The organism is Acidiphilium sp. C61, from assembly GCF_905116885.1.
Classification (GTDB): Bacteria; Pseudomonadota; Alphaproteobacteria; order Acetobacterales; family Acetobacteraceae; genus Acidiphilium.
In genome coordinates this window covers 1,893,390-1,909,833 of the sequence record NZ_CAJHNI010000005.1, presented here as the reverse complement: position 1 = coordinate 1,909,833, position 16,444 = coordinate 1,893,390, and the positions used below count along the sequence as shown (strand labels likewise).

Annotated in this window: 18 protein-coding genes; 14 read left to right on the top strand and 4 right to left on the bottom strand. The window is 68.6% G+C overall.

The features are described 5' to 3' along the window. Window positions 1-83 precede the first annotated feature (83 nt). A complete protein-coding gene (locus HUW10_RS11830; protein ID WP_174503693.1) occupies window positions 84-308 on the bottom strand; it encodes a hypothetical protein in 225 nt (74 codons plus the stop codon). Between the two features lie 170 nt (window positions 309-478). Here HUW10_RS11830 and HUW10_RS11825 point away from each other — a divergent pair, with 170 nt between their 5' ends. From HUW10_RS11825 to HUW10_RS11815, 3 genes are read left to right on the top strand one after another with little or no spacing between them, the layout of a single operon-like run. Next, window positions 479-2,383 (top strand): DUF6600 domain-containing protein, encoded by a 1,905-nt coding sequence (locus HUW10_RS11825; protein WP_236656358.1) that lies wholly within the window; start codon window positions 479-481, stop codon window positions 2,381-2,383. Between the two features lie 41 nt (window positions 2,384-2,424). Continuing rightward, a complete protein-coding gene (locus HUW10_RS11820; protein ID WP_174503692.1) occupies window positions 2,425-3,015 on the top strand; it encodes a hypothetical protein in 591 nt (196 codons plus the stop codon). A gap of 10 nt (window positions 3,016-3,025) precedes the next feature. After that, complete coding sequence (locus HUW10_RS11815) at window positions 3,026-3,655, top strand: DNA-3-methyladenine glycosylase (RefSeq protein WP_174503691.1); 630 nt, start codon at window positions 3,026-3,028, stop codon at window positions 3,653-3,655. On the opposite strand, the gene HUW10_RS11810 is transcribed toward HUW10_RS11815, so the two are convergent. Further along, a complete protein-coding gene (locus HUW10_RS11810; protein ID WP_174503690.1) occupies window positions 3,639-4,268 on the bottom strand; it encodes a bifunctional 2-polyprenyl-6-hydroxyphenol methylase/3-demethylubiquinol 3-O-methyltransferase UbiG in 630 nt (209 codons plus the stop codon). The genes HUW10_RS11815 and HUW10_RS11810 overlap by 17 nt on opposite strands. 112 nt (window positions 4,269-4,380) lie before the next feature. On the opposite strand from HUW10_RS11810, the gene rpmE reads away from it, so the two are divergent. The 10 genes from rpmE (at window position 4,381) to rsmA (ending at window position 14,363) form a co-directional block, all read left to right on the top strand. Next, window positions 4,381-4,608, top strand: coding sequence for a 50S ribosomal protein L31 (gene rpmE, locus HUW10_RS11805; protein ID WP_174503689.1), 228 nt, complete (start codon window positions 4,381-4,383; stop codon window positions 4,606-4,608). A gap of 228 nt (window positions 4,609-4,836) precedes the next feature. After that, a complete protein-coding gene (locus HUW10_RS11800) occupies window positions 4,837-5,298 on the top strand; it encodes an Hsp20 family protein (RefSeq protein WP_174503688.1) in 462 nt (153 codons plus the stop codon). 106 nt (window positions 5,299-5,404) lie between these two features. After that, window positions 5,405-6,034 carry a flavin reductase family protein gene (locus HUW10_RS11795; RefSeq protein ID WP_174503687.1) on the top strand — a complete coding sequence of 210 codons (630 nt, stop codon included), beginning with the start codon at window positions 5,405-5,407 and terminating at the stop codon, window positions 6,032-6,034. Window positions 6,035-6,038: 4 nt separating this feature from the next. Next, window positions 6,039-7,016 (top strand): 4-hydroxythreonine-4-phosphate dehydrogenase PdxA, encoded by a 978-nt coding sequence (gene pdxA / locus HUW10_RS11790; RefSeq protein ID WP_174503686.1) that lies wholly within the window; start codon window positions 6,039-6,041, stop codon window positions 7,014-7,016. After that, window positions 7,013-7,738, top strand: a complete 726-nt coding sequence (locus HUW10_RS11785) for a pyridoxine 5'-phosphate synthase (protein ID WP_174503685.1) — start codon at window positions 7,013-7,015, stop codon at window positions 7,736-7,738. The genes pdxA and HUW10_RS11785 overlap by 4 nt, the downstream gene beginning before the upstream one ends. A gap of 37 nt (window positions 7,739-7,775) precedes the next feature. Continuing rightward, window positions 7,776-8,897, top strand: coding sequence for an LPS export ABC transporter permease LptF (gene lptF / locus HUW10_RS11780; protein WP_174503684.1), 1,122 nt, complete (start codon window positions 7,776-7,778; stop codon window positions 8,895-8,897). After that, window positions 8,894-10,024 carry an LPS export ABC transporter permease LptG gene (gene lptG / locus HUW10_RS11775; protein ID WP_174503683.1) on the top strand — a complete coding sequence of 377 codons (1,131 nt, stop codon included), beginning with the start codon at window positions 8,894-8,896 and terminating at the stop codon, window positions 10,022-10,024. Before lptF ends, lptG begins: the two co-directional genes overlap by 4 nt. Window positions 10,025-10,027: 3 nt before the next feature. Further along, entirely contained in the window at window positions 10,028-12,268 is a 2,241-nt protein-coding gene (locus HUW10_RS11770; protein ID WP_174503682.1) for an LPS-assembly protein LptD, read from the top strand. Next, window positions 12,265-13,551: a peptidylprolyl isomerase gene (locus HUW10_RS11765; RefSeq protein WP_174503681.1), complete on the top strand. Its 1,287-nt coding sequence runs from the start codon at window positions 12,265-12,267 to the stop codon at window positions 13,549-13,551. Before HUW10_RS11770 ends, HUW10_RS11765 begins: the two co-directional genes overlap by 4 nt. Then, a complete protein-coding gene (gene rsmA, locus HUW10_RS11760; protein WP_174503680.1) occupies window positions 13,548-14,363 on the top strand; it encodes a 16S rRNA (adenine(1518)-N(6)/adenine(1519)-N(6))-dimethyltransferase RsmA in 816 nt (271 codons plus the stop codon). Before HUW10_RS11765 ends, rsmA begins: the two co-directional genes overlap by 4 nt. A 12-nt stretch (window positions 14,364-14,375) precedes the next feature. On the opposite strand, the gene HUW10_RS11755 is transcribed toward rsmA, so the two are convergent. Next, the gene (locus HUW10_RS11755) at window positions 14,376-14,939 is read right to left on the bottom strand and encodes a CHAP domain-containing protein (RefSeq protein ID WP_174503679.1); all 564 of its coding nucleotides are present in this window, start codon (window positions 14,937-14,939) and stop codon (window positions 14,376-14,378) included. On the opposite strand from HUW10_RS11755, the gene HUW10_RS11750 reads away from it, so the two are divergent. Then, complete coding sequence (locus HUW10_RS11750; protein ID WP_217425396.1) at window positions 14,910-15,476, top strand: hypothetical protein; 567 nt, start codon at window positions 14,910-14,912, stop codon at window positions 15,474-15,476. The genes HUW10_RS11755 and HUW10_RS11750 overlap by 30 nt on opposite strands. A gap of 368 nt (window positions 15,477-15,844) precedes the next feature. Here the strand turns inward: HUW10_RS11750 and HUW10_RS11745 are convergent, their stop codons facing one another. Then, window positions 15,845-16,195: a RidA family protein gene (locus tag HUW10_RS11745; protein ID WP_174503677.1), complete on the bottom strand. Its 351-nt coding sequence runs from the start codon at window positions 16,193-16,195 to the stop codon at window positions 15,845-15,847. Between the last annotated feature and the right edge of the window lie 249 nt (window positions 16,196-16,444).

Sequence of the window (16,444 nt, the reverse complement as noted above, 5' to 3'; positions counted from 1 at the left end):
GCCGGCGGCCATCGGGCCGCATCTACGAGCGCTGTTCTTCAACGCGGGATATAGGCGCGCCCCCGCCGGCTTGGCAAGGGCGGTCAGTGATGCCAGCCGCGATGCCAGCCATCGTCATCGCCGTGCCACCAGCCGCCGCCGATCGTGACGCCGCCATAAACCACCGGCGGCGGGGCATAGGGGTAGGTATAATATCCGCCGCCATAGCCGGCGCCGTAACTCGACGGATAATAGACGCATCCGCCAAGGGCGAGCGCCGCGCCGGCCGCCACGGCCGCAAGCAGAATCCTGCGCAAATTCGGTCTCATCGTCGTGTCCTGCATCGTCTTTCGCATATTGTGCCGATCGGTATGGCGGCGATGGGGCCAATTCATGCCAAAATTGTAACCTTATGCGGCGCCGCCTTTTTTCGGACGCCAGCATGCCGGACTTGCGCCGGAGAGGCGTGCGACCGACAGAAAAGCGACTTCAGGAGAGCATGATGCGCAGGCAGTTCGCGACGTTCTTTCATTTTGCATGGCTGCTCGCCACCCTGCTCGCCGGGGCGACGGCCCAGGCCCAGGCCCAGACGAATGGCGCGCCACCTGCCCGCGTCGGCCAGATCGCGCGGATCGAAGGGGCGGTGTCGTTCGCCCGGGACGGCGGCGACTGGAGCCCGGCGACGCTGAACTACCCTCTGATCGGCGGCGATACGCTCTATGCGCAGCCCGGTGCGGAGGCGGCGCTGACCTTCGGCTGGAGCCGGATCACCCTTGGTGGCGGCACCGAACTCGGGATCGCAGCACTCGGCGAGGACAGCGCGACGCTGGATGTGCCGCGCGGCGAGGCGTTTCTCGATCTGCGCTACCTGGCGCCGGGCGAGACCTGGCAGATCCGCACGCCGCGCGGGGTGGTGACGATTGGCCAGGACGGGCGCTACGCGATCAGCGCCGGGGACGCGACGACGCCGACGCGGATCGGCGTGATCGACGGCGCGGCGGTGGTGACGGGCAATGGCGGGTCGCTCCGGCTCGGCGCGGGCGAGACGGCGCGCCTTGCCGGCGCGGATGAGACGGCGCGCCTTGCCGGCGCGACCCCAATGCGGGCGACGCGCGGACCGCTCGAGACCGACCCGTTCATCGAGCGGATGCTGGCGGAAACCGCCCTACCCGCCCCGCCCGGCGCGCCGCCGGTGGTGACCAGCATGACCGGGGCGGCTCTGCTCGCCGCTTACGGCAGTTGGGGTGAAGTGCCGGATTACGGCGCGATCTGGTATCCGCGGGTCGGGCCCGGCTGGGCGCCCTACCGGCACGGGCACTGGGCCTATGTGCCGCCCTGGGGGTGGACCTGGATCGACGATGCGCCCTGGGGCTTTGCGCCGTTCCATTACGGCCGCTGGCTGCACAGGCACGGGCGGTGGGGCTGGCTGCCCGCGCCGGTGCCGGTGCCGCCGCACGCCCTGCCGGTCTATGCGCCGGCGCTGGTCGCCTTTTTCAACGTGGCGCCGGGGATTTCGGTGGGGGTGGGGCTGAATGGCGGGGCAGTCGGCTGGGTGCCGCTGGCGCCGGGCGAGAATTTTCTGCCGTGGTACAGCTGCCCGCCCGCCTATGTGGAGCGGCTGAACCGGTTCGACGTGCGGGACCCGGCGCGCTATCGCGACCCAGGCGCGCCGGGTTTCGCGGCGGAGCATCATCCGGCGCGGCTGGCGAACCGGATGGCGGCGACGCTGATCGGACCCGAGGCGCTGCGGCGGGGCGACGCGGTGGGGCGGTTCGGACATCCGGCGCCGGAACAGGCGCTCGCGGCAGCGCGGCCGATGCTGCCGGGCCGGACGGCGCCGGCCTATGGCGGGTTCCTGCGGATGCCGCTGGAGCCGGCGCGGCCGGCACCTTCCCCCGCGCAGCCCGCGCGGCCCGCGATGGCACCGACACCGGGACGGCCGGGTGTGCCCGCGGCACCGGGCGTGCCGGCCGCGCCGCGCCGGGCGTTGCCGGTGCCGGGCGTCGCCGTGCCGACCTACAGGACAGCGCCGCGCGCGCCGGAGCAAAACCGGTTCCAGACACAGCGCCCACAGATGCCGCCACGCCTGCCCGCCCCCATCGCGCCGCAACGCCGGGCGCCAGAGCAAAACCGGTTCCAGCCGCAGCACCCCCAGACGCGCCCCCCGACGCGCCCCCAAACGCACCCGCAGATGCAGATGCAGATGCAGATGCAGATGCAGATGCAGCCGCGCCCGCCCGCAGCACCGCAGCGCCGGATGCCGGACCAAAACCGGTTCCAGCCGCAGCGCCCACAAGCACGCCCGCAAGCACGCCCGCAGCCGCAATCGCGCCCGCCCTCGCCCGCCGCGCCGCAGCGCCGGGCGCCGGAGCAAAACCGGAACCGGCAGGAGGGGGCTTCATGATGCGCTATCGGGTGCCAGGCCGATTGTGGTAGGATCGAACCATGGTCAGCCGGATCGATGACAGGACTGCCCGGACCGCGCGCCGCCGGCGGCGGCTGCGGATGGTCGAGGACGTGCTGCTGCTGCCGCTCGCATTGCTGGTCGAGTTTCTCGAACGGGTGGTGTGGGACGGCACGAAGGCGCTGCTCGACCTGATCTCGCGGGCGCCGCCGATCGCCCGGCTGCGGCGGGCGCTGCAGTCATTGCCGCCGCTGGTGGTGCTGTTCCTGTTCCTGATCCCGGAGGCGATCGATCATCTGAGCGGGTTCTGGGCCACGGTGCTGCTGGTAAAGGGCAACTGGCTGGCGGCGACGGCTGTTGCCGTGTTCATCAAGGGATTCGCGCTGCTACTGGCAATCTGGATCTATCAGGCGTGCGAGCAGAGCCTGCTTTCGGTGCAGTGGTTCGCGCGGGCCCATCACGCGGTGCTGGCGGCGAAGGCCTGGGTGCTGATGCGGACCGAGCCGGTGCGGCTGCGGCTGCGGCGCGCGCTGCGCGGCGCGCTGGCGCGGACGGGCAACCGCCGCCTGGCGCGGCGGCTTTCCGCCTGGCGGTGGCGCCTGGCGCGGATGGCAGGCATGGCTCGCCGATGACACAACCCGGATGAGCCGCCTCGCCCGCGCCCATCTTGCCGACGCCGATCCGGTGCTCGGCGCGCTGATCCGCGAGGTCGGGCGCTGCACGCTGAAGCCGGAGCGGGCGCGCGAACCCTATGAGGCGCTGATCTCGGCGGTGGCGCACCAGCAGCTCCACGCCCGCGCCGCCGAGGCGATGCTGGGGCGGCTGCGCGCGCTGACCGAGGCGCCGGTGCCGGCGCCGGGGCATCTGCTCTCGCTGTCGGACGAGGCGCTGCGGGGCTGCGGGTTCTCGGCCGCAAAGGCGGCGGCGCTGCGCGACATCGCGCGGCGGACGCTGGATGGCACGGTGCCGACCAGGCGGGCCGCGGCGCGGATGAGCGATGCGGCGCTGATCGAGCGGCTCTGCGCCCTGCGCGGAATCGGCCGCTGGACGGTGGAGATGCTGCTGATCTTCACGCTCGGCCGGCCGGACGTGTTTCCGGTGGACGATTTCGGCGTGCGCGAGGGCTATCGGCTGATCCACGGGCTGGAGGCACAGCCGAAACCCCGCGCCTTCGCCGCGATCGGCGAGGCCTATGCGCCGTATCGCAGCACGGCGGCCTGGTATCTCTGGCGGGCCGCCGACCGGGCGAAGAAGATCACGCCGCCGTCCTGACCCGGGCCACGAGATCGATCAGCGCGGAGGGGCCGGAATGGCCGGGCCCTTCGTCGAGCACCGCATCGTAGCTGTCGAGCCGCTCGATCTCGAGGCCGGCGAAGGCGGCGCGGAGCATCGCTTCGGTATAGCAATGCGCTGGATCGGAGGGGCCGCCAGTGCGGTTGGCGACCTGTTCGGGCCGGTAGCCCGCGAGCAGCAGCAGGCCGCCGGGGCGCAGCGCGCGGACCAGATGCCCGAAAAATGCCGGGCGTTCTTCCGGCGTCACGAACTGCACGAAAATCGCCACCACCGCGTCATAGGCGCCTCGCGGCCAGTCCCAGCGCAGCAGATCGGCCTGCTCGAAGGCGACATGGACGCCGCGGCGGGCGGCAAGCTCGCGCGCGCGGGCGATGGCGGTGGGCGAAACCTCGACCGCATGCACATCCGCGCCGTTGCCGGCGAGGAAGACGCTGTTGCGGCCTTCGCCGTCGGCCACCGAAAGCACTTTTGCCCCCGGCTCGATCAGCCCGGCATTGGCGGCGAGAAAGGCGTTCGGAGCGGTGCCGAAGATGTAGCCGTCGGCGGCGGCGTAGCGGGATTCCCATTTCTGTTCGCGGGTCGGTTCGGTCATGGGGTGCGGCCTCCTTTGGAAGATACAGGTTGAACTTGCCACCGGCGGCGCAAACCGCTAAGCGGGCCCGTCACGCGGCCGGTCGGCATCGGCCAGTATCAGGAGAGTTGCGATGAAAGCCGATATCCATCCGGATTATCACGAGATCAACATCATCATGACCGATGGCACCGAGTACAAGACCCGCTCGTGCTACGGCAAGCCCGGCGACACGCTGCGGCTCGATATCGACCCGAAATCCCACCCGGCCTGGACCGGGCAGCAGCGCGTGCTCGACACCGGGGGCCAGGTGGCGAAGTTCAACAAGCGCTTCGCCGGGATCGGCGCGCGCACGAAGTAAGCCGCCCGCCGCGCCAGACAGCGAAACGCGAGACCGGGAAACGCAAGACCGGGAAACGCGCCTTGCCATATGGCCGGGCGCGTTTTTGCGTGCGCGGGTCTTGAAGCCGCGGCGGCGAATTCCCTTATCCTCGGACAGGAAGAAAGCCTTCGGGGTTCTTCCGGCATTGCGGGCTGGTCCGTTGGACAGCCCGGTTCATTGAACCTTGCTTGACCGAGGAGGTTACTCATGACGCTCGATTTTTCGCCACTTTTCCGCACCGCCATCGGCTTCGACCGGCTGCAGCAGCTGCTCGACAGCGTGCCTGATGGCAACGCGACCGCCTACCCGCCTTACAACATCGAAAAACTCGGCGCCGAAGACTACCGCCTGACCATGGCGGTGGCCGGTTTTCGCGCGGAGGACATCGACATGACGGTGAAGGACAATACCCTCATCATCACCGGACGTATCGCCGAAGGGGCCGGCCGGGGCGAGATGCTCTATCGCGGCATCGCCTCGCGCGCGTTCGAGCGGCGCTTCGTGCTGGCCGATCACATGGTGGTCGATGGCGCGGCGCTGGAGAACGGGCTGCTGCACGTGGCGCTGAAGCGTGTGATTCCCGAGGCGCTGAAGCCCCGCAAGATCGCCATCGGCACCGGTGCTCCGGCGGCGACACACGTGATCGAACAGGAGAAGGCGGCCGCCTGACCCGGCCGTTCCCCGAACGCCCCGCGCCGCAAGGCGCGGGGTTTTTTCATGCGGGCTGCCAGCTTCGCGCATGGACAGGGACGGCGGAAGCGGCGATGATCGGGCCATGCTGTTCGATCTGACCAAGCTGACACCCGAGAACCAGTACAAGCTGCTGGCCTCGACCGTGGTGCCCCGGCCCATCGCCTGGGTGGTAACGCTGAGCACCGAGGGCCGGCTGAACGCCGCGCCCTTTTCATTCTTCAACGTATTCGGTGCCGGACCGCCGATCCTCTGCCTCGGCATCGGCGCGCGGCGGCCGGGCGATTCCAAGGATACCGGCGAAAACATCCGGCTGACCGGGGAGTTCGTGGTCAATCTCGTGGCACACGAGAATGCCGAGGCGATGAACGTGACCGCGATCGAGTTCGGCCCCGAGGTGGACGAGCTGGCCGAGGCGCGGCTGACCACCCTGCCCTCGGAAAAGATCCGCCCCCCGCGCATCGCCGAAAGCCCGGTGGCGATGGAATGCACGCTGCATTCGATGATCGAGTTCGGACCCGACCGCGCGATGGTGATCGGGCAGGTGCAGGCGATGCATGTGCGCGACGATGCGGTGCTGAACCCGGAGCGCTGCCATATCGACACGCCGAAGCTCGACCTGATCGGCCGGCTGCACGGCGGCGGCTGGTATTCCCGGACCACGGAGCGGTTCGACATGCCGCGGATCGCGGTCGGGGACTGGCCGACCGGCTGAGCCTGTGGCCAATACCGACGCCCCGATCGCACTGACCATGGGCGATCCGGCCGGGATCGGCGGTGAGATCGCCGCCGCCGCCTGGCGGGACGCGCGGGCAACGCTACCTCCGTTCGCGCTCATCGGCGATGCCGACTGGGCCGCTGGCTTCGGCGTGCCGGTGGCGCGGATCGGGCGGATCGGCGAGGCCGCGTCCCGGTTCGGCACGGCGCTGCCGGTGCTGGACGTCAAGCTCGCGGTGCCGGCGATCCCCGGGCGGCCCGATCCGCGCAACGCCGCCGCGGTGACCGGGGCGATCGAGACCGCGACGCGGCTCGCACTGGCGGGCGAGGCGGCGGCGGTGGTGACCTGCCCGATCGCCAAGTCGGTTCTGTATCAGGCGGGCTTTCCGCATCCCGGCCATACCGAGTTCCTCGGCGCGCTGACCGGTGTCGCGGCACCGGTGATGATGCTGGCCTGCCCCGGCCTGCGCGTGGTGCCGGTGACGGTGCATGTGGCGCTGCGACGGGCGATCGAGACGCTGGAGACCGGCGCCATCGTGGCTGCGGGGCGGACGCTGGCGCCGGCGCTGGCGCGGGATTTCGGGGTGGCGGCGCCGCGCATCGCGGTGGCCGGGCTCAACCCGCATGCCGGCGAGGCGGGGGCGATGGGCGATGAGGAGCGGACCATCATCGCGCCGGCCATCGCCGCACTGCGCCAGGCGGGCATCGACGCATTCGGGCCGCTGCCGCCGGACACGATGTTCACCCCGGCGGCGCGGGCGGGTTACGACGCAGCGCTTTGCATGTATCATGACCAGGCCTTGATCCCGCTCAAGACGATCGACATGGAGAACGGCGTGAACGTCACCCTCGGCCTGCCCATCATCCGCACCTCGCCCGACCACGGCACCGCCTTCGACATCGCGGGGACGGGAAAAGCGCGGGCGGAAAGCCTGGTCGCGGCGCTGCGTCTGGCCGGCGACATGGCGGGGCGTCGATGAGCGCGCTGCGGCTCGGCGTCAATCTCGACCATGTCGCGACGCTGCGGAACGCCCGCGGCATCGCCACACCCGATCCGCTCCGCGCCGCGCGCCTCGCGATCGAGGCGGGGGCGGACGGCATCACGCTGCATCTGCGCGAGGACCGGCGGCATATCCGCGATGCCGATCTGCGCGCCGTGCGGGCGCTTTCGGTGCCGCTCAACATGGAAATGGCGGCAACCGAGGAGATGGTCGGGATCGCCTGCGAGCTGAAGCCGCATGCGAGCTGCCTGGTGCCGGAACGGCGCCAGGAAGTGACGACCGAAGGTGGGCTCGACGTGGCGGGGATGGCCGCCTCGCTGGCGCCGCGCATCGTCGCCTTGCGCGAGGCGGGCATCCGCGTCTCGCTCTTCGTCGATCCCGATCCGGTGCAGCTGGAAGCCGCAGCCCGGCTCGGCGCGCCGGTCGTCGAGCTGCATACCGGCGCCTATGCCGAGGGACGGCCGGGCGAGTTGGACCGGCTGCGCGCCGCGGCGGCGCGGGCGGCGGCGCTCGGGCTGGAAGTGCATGCCGGACACGGGCTGAACTATGACAATGCCGGGCCGGTCGCGGCACTGCCGGAGGTGCGGGAGCTGAATATCGGCCACTTCATCGTCGGCGAGGCGGTGTTCGTCGGCCTCGCCGAGGCGATCAGGCGGATGCGCGCGATCATGGACGCGGCGCGCCGGCGAACACAGCGTTAACTTGCCATTGACGCGGCCCACCGCCAAAAGACCGGCAATGCTTGCCCTGCTGACCCCAACCCGGCTGGACCGCTACGTGTTCCGCCAGCTCCTCATCGGGCTGGCCGTCTCGACGCTCGGGCTCGTCGCGCTGGTGTGGCTGACGCAGTCGCTGCGCTTCATCCAGATGATCATCCAGCACGGGCTGTCGCCGTTCGTCTTCCTGCACCTGACCGGGCTGCTGGTGCCGAGCTTCGTCGCGGTGATCCTGCCGATCACGTGTTTCATCGTGATCCTGTTCGTCTATGCGCGGCTCGCCGCCGACCGCGAGCTGACGGTGATGCGGGCCAGCGGCATGTCGGATGCCGCGATCGCGCGGCCGGCGCTCGCGCTGGCGACGCTGACCACGCTGGCCTGCTGGACGCTCAACCTGTGGCTGGTGCCCTCGACGCTCGCAAAATTCACCAGCTTCGAGTCGGTGATCCGCAACCAGGTCGCCGCCTTCCTGCTGGAGCCCGGCGTGTTCACCGCGATTCCGGGGCATGTCACGGTCTACGTGCAGCGGCGCGACCCCGACCAGGTGCTGCACGGCATCATCATCCAGGATGCGCGGCAGAAGGGCGAGCCGGCGACGATCCTTGCCCGCAGCGGACGGCTGATCGAGAGCGCGGACGGCCCGGCAGTGCTGCTGCGCGACGGCTCGCGCGAGCAGCTCGACCCCAAGACCGGGCAGCTCAACATCCTCAGTTTCGACCGCAATCTCATCAGCCTCGCCAAGCCACGCGGCGGCACCGTGCATCTGGCGCCGAAGACCTCGGAGGCGACGATGGCGCAGCTGCTCCACCCGGACGCGGCGCAGATCGCCCCGGAGGTGCGGCGGCGCTGGCGGGAAGAGGCGTGGCGGCGGATCGCCTCGCCCTTCGCCGTGCTGTCCTACGCGGTGCTGGCGCTGCTCGCGGTGCTGCGCAGTCCGTTCCGCCGGCAGGGCGGGACGGCGGCACTGGTCGCGGCGGTTTTCGGGGTGATGGGGCTGGTTGCGGTTGAACTCGGCGTCGAGACCCTGGCGGCGCGGCAGAATGCGCTGATCCCGCTGATCTTCGTGGTGACGCTGGGGCCGGCGCTGGCCGGGCTCGGGCTGCTGCTGCGGGGCGTGCGGCGGCTGCGCGAGGCAATCGCATGATCCGCCTGCGGAACTGGCTGCCGCCGCTCACGCTCTCGCTCTATATCGGCCGGCGCTTCGTCGTTGCCGTGATCGCGATGCAGGCGGGGCTGACGGCGGTGGGATCGCTGTTCGATTTCCTCGACCTGCTGCGTCAGTCGGCCGACAAGCCGCAGGCGACGTTCTGGCGGATGCTGGCGCTGGAGGTCCTGCGGGTGCCCTGGCTCGGGATGAGAATCCTGCCCTTCGCCGTGCTGCTTGGCGGGATTTTCGCCTTCTGGCGGCTGACACGCAGCTCGGAGCTGGTCGTCGCGCGGGCCACCGGCACCTCGGCCTGGCAGTTCCTTGCCCTGCCGGTGGCGGCCGCAGCGCTGATCGGCGTGCTCGGCACCACCGCGATCAGCCCGATTTCGGCGGTCATGTTCGCCCGCGCCGAGGCGCTCTATTCATCGTATCTCGGGATCGGCGGCGGGCCGCTCTCGCTGCAGGGCGGGCAGCTGTGGCTGCGCCAGGCCGACCCGGCGGCGGGCAAGGGCGGCATCGCGATCCTGCATGCGAACAGCGTTCACCTGCACGGCAAGGTGCTGGTGACCGGCCATGTCACGGTCTTGCAGATATCGGCGCGAACGACGCTGCGCCAGCGGATCGAGGCGGCGGGCGGGCAGCTGGAGCCCGGCTACTGGCGCTTCGAGACGGCCCGGATCCTGACCCCGGAGCATGCGCCGCGCGCGGTGCCGGAACTGCGGATTCCGACGACGCTGACGGCGAGCCGGGTGCAGGAGAGCTTCGCCAGCCCGAGCGCGCTGTCGTTCTGGGCGCTGCCGGGCTTCATCCGGCTGCTGCGCCGGTCGGGCTTTCCGGCGGCGCCGCACGAGCTGGCGTTCCAGCAGCTCCTGGCGCTGCCGCTGCTCTGCGCGACGATGGTGCTTGTAGCCGCCGGGTTCTCGATGCGGCCATCGCGGCGGGGCGGGGCGATCCAGATGATCGGGGCCGGGGTGGGCTGCGGCTTCCTGCTGTTCATGCTGTCGGAGGTGGCGGCCCAGCTCGGCAAATCCGGGGCGCTGCCGGTCGGCCTCGCGGCATGGGCGCCGGCCGCCGCCGGGCTGATGCTGGCGCTTGCCTTGTTGCTCCATCTGGAGGATGGCTGAAGCATGAAAGAGGCCCAGCAACGCCGCCGCGCAGGATTGCGCCGACGCATCGGGATCGGGATTGCCGGAACGATGCTGGCGGCCACGGCCGCGCGCGCGCAGATGGCCGCACTGGTCGCCGGACCGCAGACGCCGGTTTCGAAATCGGCCCCCGTCACCTTTCTCGCCGACCGGGTTTCCTATGACCACGGCACCGGCATCGTCGTCGCCGCCGGCCATGTCGAGGCGTGGCAGGACGGCCACGTGCTGCAGGCCGACCGCGTCGAGATCGACCGGCGGCACAATACGGCGGTCGCGTCCGGTCATGTGGTGATGATCGAGCCGGACGGCGCGGTGGTGTTCGCGCGCCATGCCGCTCTGTCGCAGGGCATGAAGAACGCGGTGCTGCACGACGTGGCGTCGATCCTCGCGCAGAACGGCCGCATGGTGGCGAACGGCGCGCGGCGCTATGGCGGGGTGATCGAGGAACTTTCCAAGCCGGTCTATTCCACCTGCAATCTCTGCAAGAGCGACCCGACGGCGCCGCCGCTGTGGCAGATCCGCGCCCGCCAGGCGGTGGAAGACCTGCAGCACAAGGTGATCGAGTATCACGACGCGCAGATCCAGATTTATGGCGTGCCGGTGTTCTGGCTGCCCTATCTCTCCCAGCCCGACCCTTCGGTGAAGCGGCAGAGCGGGCTGCTGATCCCGAGTTTCGGCGGCTCGACCCATGTCGGCAGCTTCATCGCCACACCGTATTTCTGGGATCTCGGCAAGAGCCAGGACGTGACGATCGTCCCGATCGTCGCGACCAAGGCGGGGCCGGTGCTCGACCTGAAATATCGCCGGGCCTTCAATGACGGCAAGCTGAGCGTCAACGTCTCCGGCGGGCACGACCGCTATGCCGACCGCGGCGGGATTTCCGACTCGATCTTCGCCAACGGCACGTTCGACCTCAACCGCTCCTGGCGCGCCGGCTTCAGCTATAACCGCACATCGAGCGCGCAGTATCTCAACGATTTCCGGTATCTGCCCAACCTCGCCTACCTCGCGTCCAACGCCTGGCTGGAAGGGTTCGGCCGCGGTTCCTACGCGCGGATCGAGGCGGAGACCTACCAGGGTCTCGTCGCTTCGATCAGCCAGAACCGGCTGCCGATCGTGCTGCCCTATGCCCGCTACAGCTATGACGGGCAGGCGGACAGCTGGGGCGGGCGGTTCTCGCTCACCGCCAACGCCTTCAATGTCCTGCGCCAGGTCGGCACGCAGACGCGGCGCGTCGCGATGATCGCGAATTACGACCTGCCGCGGCAGGGGCCGGACGGGCTGCTGGTGGACGCGCGGGTGCGGCTGATCGCCGCCGGGTATTCGGCGGACAAGCTCAACCTGCAGCCGAACTACTCGCCGCTCACCACATCGCAGACCGCACGCGCGATCCCGATCGGCGCAGTGTCGTTCGCCTGGCCGCTGGAGCGCGACGCCGGACGCTGGGGCACCCAGATCATCGAGCCGCGGGTGCAGCTGGTGGCTGCACCGGTCTACGGGCTCGGACAGACGACGACGATCCCGAACGAGGACAGTCTCGACTTCCAGTTTACCGACGCGAACCTGTTCAGCCTGCAACGCTTTGGCGGTATCGACCGTTTCGCCGGCGGCGCACGGGTCGACTACGCGCTACAGGGGAGCTGGCTTTTGCCGGGCGGCGCCTCGGCGAGCGGGATGATCGGCCAGTCCTACGCTTTTGAAACCTCGAAGCTTTATCCGGCGGAGAGCGGGCTCGGCGGGCACTATTCGGACGTGGTGGGGCGGGCGACGATCGCGCCGGCGCGCTGGCTCAGCCTGACCTACCGCACCCGGCTGTCGCATCGCGATCTCTCCACCCAGATGATCGACAGCTATGCGACCTTCGGGCCGCCCAGCCTGCGCGCCTCGGCCGGGTATTTCTACAGTACGACCAACCCCTATTCGCTGTTCACCCAGTCGGCCACGCCTCCCGCTCAGTATTTCGTGGCGCAGCGGGAAGTGACGCTCGGCGTTTCGACCACGCTGGTGCCGCACTGGTCGATCTCGGCCGGGGTGCAGCGCAATCTTGCCACCGGCCGGTTCGACAATGCCACGATCGGCGCCGTCTGGCAGAACGAGTGCACCGCCGTGAGCTTCAATTTCTATCGCAACTTCACCTCCTACAACTACGATCACGGCACGACGACGCTGCTGATCACCGTCACGCTCAAGACACTCGGGAATATCGGATTCAGCGCCCTATGAAATCGTTCGTCTCTTACGCGGCCCTGATCGGCCTTGCCGCAGGCCTGCTCGCACCCGGAACGCCGGCGCGCGCGCAAACCGCGAGCATCGCCGCCGTGGTGAATGGCACCGTCATCACCAATGCCGATGTCGCTGCGCGCACGCGGCTCTTCGCCCTCTCCGCCGGCCTGCCGACCGGATCGGACACGCTCCAGCGGCTCCGTCCGCAGATCACCCGCGAACTGATCGACCAGGCCCTGCAGTTGCAGGCAATCGAACAGAACAAGGTGGTGGTGCCGGAGGACAAGATCGCCGCCGCGTTGCAGCGGGTGAATGCGGCGAACCACCTGCCGCCCGGCACGTTGCAGAAGAAGCTCGCCGCCGCCGGGGTGCCGCTCTCGACGCTGGTCAACCAGTTCCGCACCCAGATCGGCTGGACCGATGTGCTGCGCAAGAAGCTCGGCGCCGATCTGCGGCCGACACCGGAAGACATTGCCGCGGAAGCGGCGGCGATGAAGCGGCAAATCGGCACGACGCAGTATCACATCGCGGAAATCTTCATCCCGGTGGAAAACCCGCAGGATGCGGCGGGAGCACGACATTTTGCCGATGTGGTGATCCGGCAGCTGCGCGGCGGGGCGGCGTTCCCGGTGGTTGCGGCGCAGTTCAGCCAGGGGCAAAGCGCGCTGACCGGCGGCGACCGAGGCTGGGTGGAGCCGGATCTGCTCGATCCGGCAGTGCGGCGCATTGTCGAGCAGATGCCGGTCGGGGCAATCAGCGATCCGGTGCGGGTAGCGGGCGGTTTCGAGATCGTCAACCAGCTCGGGATCCGCAAGTTCGGCGAGGGCGACAAGACCGAACTGTCGATCCGCGAGGCGTTCCTGCCCTTCGCCACCCCCTTTGCCGGCGGCCAGCCGAACGCGCAGCAGCTCGGCGTGTTGCAGCACGCAAATGCGGTGCGTGGTTCGCTGCATAGCTGCGCCGATGTCGAGGCGGCGAACGCGGCGGCGGGGAATGTGCAGAAATCGAATCCCGGCCCGGTGGATCTCACGACGGTTCGCCCGGCGGCATTCCGCCAGCTTCTCGCCACCCTGCCGCTGGGCCAGGCCAGCCAGCCGCTGGTCTCCAGCAAGGGGATCGCCATCGTCATGGTCTGCAAGCGGCAGACAGTGAAGATCGGCCTGCCGGACAGCAAGACGATCGCGGAGATGCTGATCAACCGGCGGGTATCGCTGGAATCGCAGCGGCTGATGGATACGCTGCACCGCAATGCCGTGATCCGGACCTTCCACAGCGCGTCATGAGCGAGATGCCACCGCTGCGCGACGTGATCGCGCGGCACGGGCTTTCGGCGAAGCGGGCACTCGGCCAGCACTTCCTGCTCGACCCCGACCTGCTGGCGCGGATCGCGCGGCTGGCCGGGCCGCTCGACGGGGTGAACGTGATCGAGGTCGGCCCCGGCCCAGGCGGGCTGACGCGGGCGCTACTGGCCAGCGGCGCTGCCAGCGTGACGGCGATCGAGCTCGATCCGCGCGCGGTAGGGGCAGTGACGGAACTCGTGACGGCATATCCGGGACGGCTGCGGATCATCCAGGGGGATGCGCTCGACATCGATCTTGCCGCCGAGGTGCCAGGACCGCGGGCGATCGTCGCCAACCTGCCCTATAACGCCGGCACGGCGATGCTGCTCCGCTGGCTGCACCAGGCGGCGGAATTCCGTTCGATGACATTGATGTTCCAGCGCGAGGTCGCGGAGCGAATCGTGGCCGCCCCGGGCAGTGCGGCTTACGGTCGTCTCGCGGTGCTGGCGGCACTGACGGTGCGCGGCGCGATCGTGCTCACGCTGCCGCCGGGCGCGTTTTCACCGCCGCCAAAGGTGGATTCTGCCATTGTCAGGCTGGTGCCACACGAAGACCAGTTGCCGGCCGCGCTGCTGGCAAGGGTGGAACGGGTGAGCGCAGCGGCATTCGGCCAGCGGCGCAAGATGCTACGGGGCTCGCTGAAGGCGCTAGGCGGCGCAGCATTGGCTGAATCAGTGGGGATCGACCCATCTCGCCGGGCGGAAACCCTGACGCCGGAAGATTTTCTTGCCCTGGCCCGGCACATGCCGGGCTGAAACGCGGCGCGATCAGCGCAGCTTGCGGTTCGGCGCGGTCAGGCGGATCTTGTGGGCAACCGGCGCCTCGGCAACTTCAGTACCGCCATTGCTGGCGTAGACAACGTTGCTCGGCGCCTGGTCGTAAATGAACCCGTAGGTCGGATAGGGCGTGCCGAACCGGCCGTTTCCGATTGCGACCCTCACCTCAGTCCAGTTGTTGTGCGGTGAGACATCGATCACCGGAACGTCGTGGGAGACGGTATCGGGGATCCAGTTCGCCTGGTTGACCAGAACCTCACGGCTGTTGATCACCTTCGCGACGACGGCAACATGGCCAAGCGGCATGCGGCCGGTCGGGCGGAAGTTGAGCACCGCGCGCGCTTCGGGCCGGTGGCCGCGGGCATAGCGGCCAGCCGCTTCGGCCCACCAGAGGAACGCATCGCCCTTGATGTCGATATGCGAGGCAACCCGGGCGTAGGGCACGCACCAGCGATAGCCGCCATGGCTGCTGGCGAGCCGGTGCGGATAGTGCACGCGGAAGCTGCGGGCTTCATGCAGCACGACATGGTGAACGACCGGCGGATGGTCGACCATCCGGCGGGCTGCGACGTGACGAATGACAGTGTGATGCGTCTCGACCGGGCGGCGCTCGACGACGTGGCGGATCACGACATGATGTGCGTCTGCGTGATGTGCTTCCACCGGGCGGCGTTCAGCGACATGACGCACAACGACATGATGCGCTTCAGCCGGATGACGCGCGGCGACATGGCGAACAACCGCGTGCACGATCTCGCGATGCGCCGGGGCGACATGCACGACGGCGTGTTGGACCGGCGCGACATGGGCAACAGCCACATGCGGCTGTGCAACATGAACGGCGGTGTGCCGGACCGGCGCGACGTGGGCAACGGCGACATGCGGCTTTGCGACATGAGCGGCAACGTGGTGGATCTTGACCGGCTGTGCGGCTGGCGCACTGGCGTGATGGACGGGGATGTGACGGGCGGCGACTTTGCGGACGGGAGGCTTGGCGGTCCGTGTTACAGAGACATCAATAACACGAGTCGCCTTGGCATGAGCGATTTGCGTGCAAAGCATGACAGACGAAACGCCGCCGACGATGCGTAACACTCCATTCAAATTCGTCACGCACGTTCTCATGCCTCGTTCACCTTTCCGACCCCCATGGCGCAATCGAACACAAAAAAACCGCAATCCAAACAGCCATCTGCGGGATCGTTCTGGCTCGGGACGACAGGCACATCACCCACGCAGAAACCCCGTAAAATTATTTCAAGCCACGCATGACTTGCATTCCTGTTACGGGGGGACTGCGATTAATGCAACCCTTGGGGCAAGCAAAAATGTCACACACGATGAGAATTTAATGTTTCACCGGTGTCACAAACATCAATTTACCGCGAAATTGCTAACGCCGGGTGAAAATCTGGCATTCACCCGGCGCGAAGTGCAATTTTCGGTAATTTGAGCGAAGCTCAGCGGCAGGCGACGACCATGATCTCGACCAGCAGGCGCGGGTCGGCAAGCTTCGCCTCGACACAGGCGCGCACGGGCGCACTACCCTCCGGCAGCCAGGCCGACCACACCGTGTTCATCGCCGCGCGGTCATCGATCGATTTCAGCCAGATCTGAGCCTGCAAAAGGCGCGTGTTGTCGGTGCCGTGCTGTTCGAGCAGCGCGTCGATCTGGGCCAGAACGTCGCGGGTCTGCGCCGTGATGTCGCCCGAGGGATCCGCCGCGACCACACCCTGGGTGTAGACGAAGCCATGATATTCGACGGCTTTGGAAAGGATTTCGTTCGCTTCGGTGCGAATGATGCGGCTCATGGACGTCTCCGGGGCTGGATGGCGGCCGCCGGTGGCGACCGTGACGATCTTCTATCTGTGCCGCCCGCAGGGGCGCAAGCCATCCCCGCGCACCGGTATGAGCCAGGGATCGGAAGATACTGGACAAGCCGGTCAATCAATCGTTAATATTCAACCTTCGCGTGTATTATTGAGGAAGGTTTCGCGCATTTGCTGGAAAAACTATTCCGCGCGATTCGCCGGCCCAACGCCGGAGCGTTTCCCGAAGCC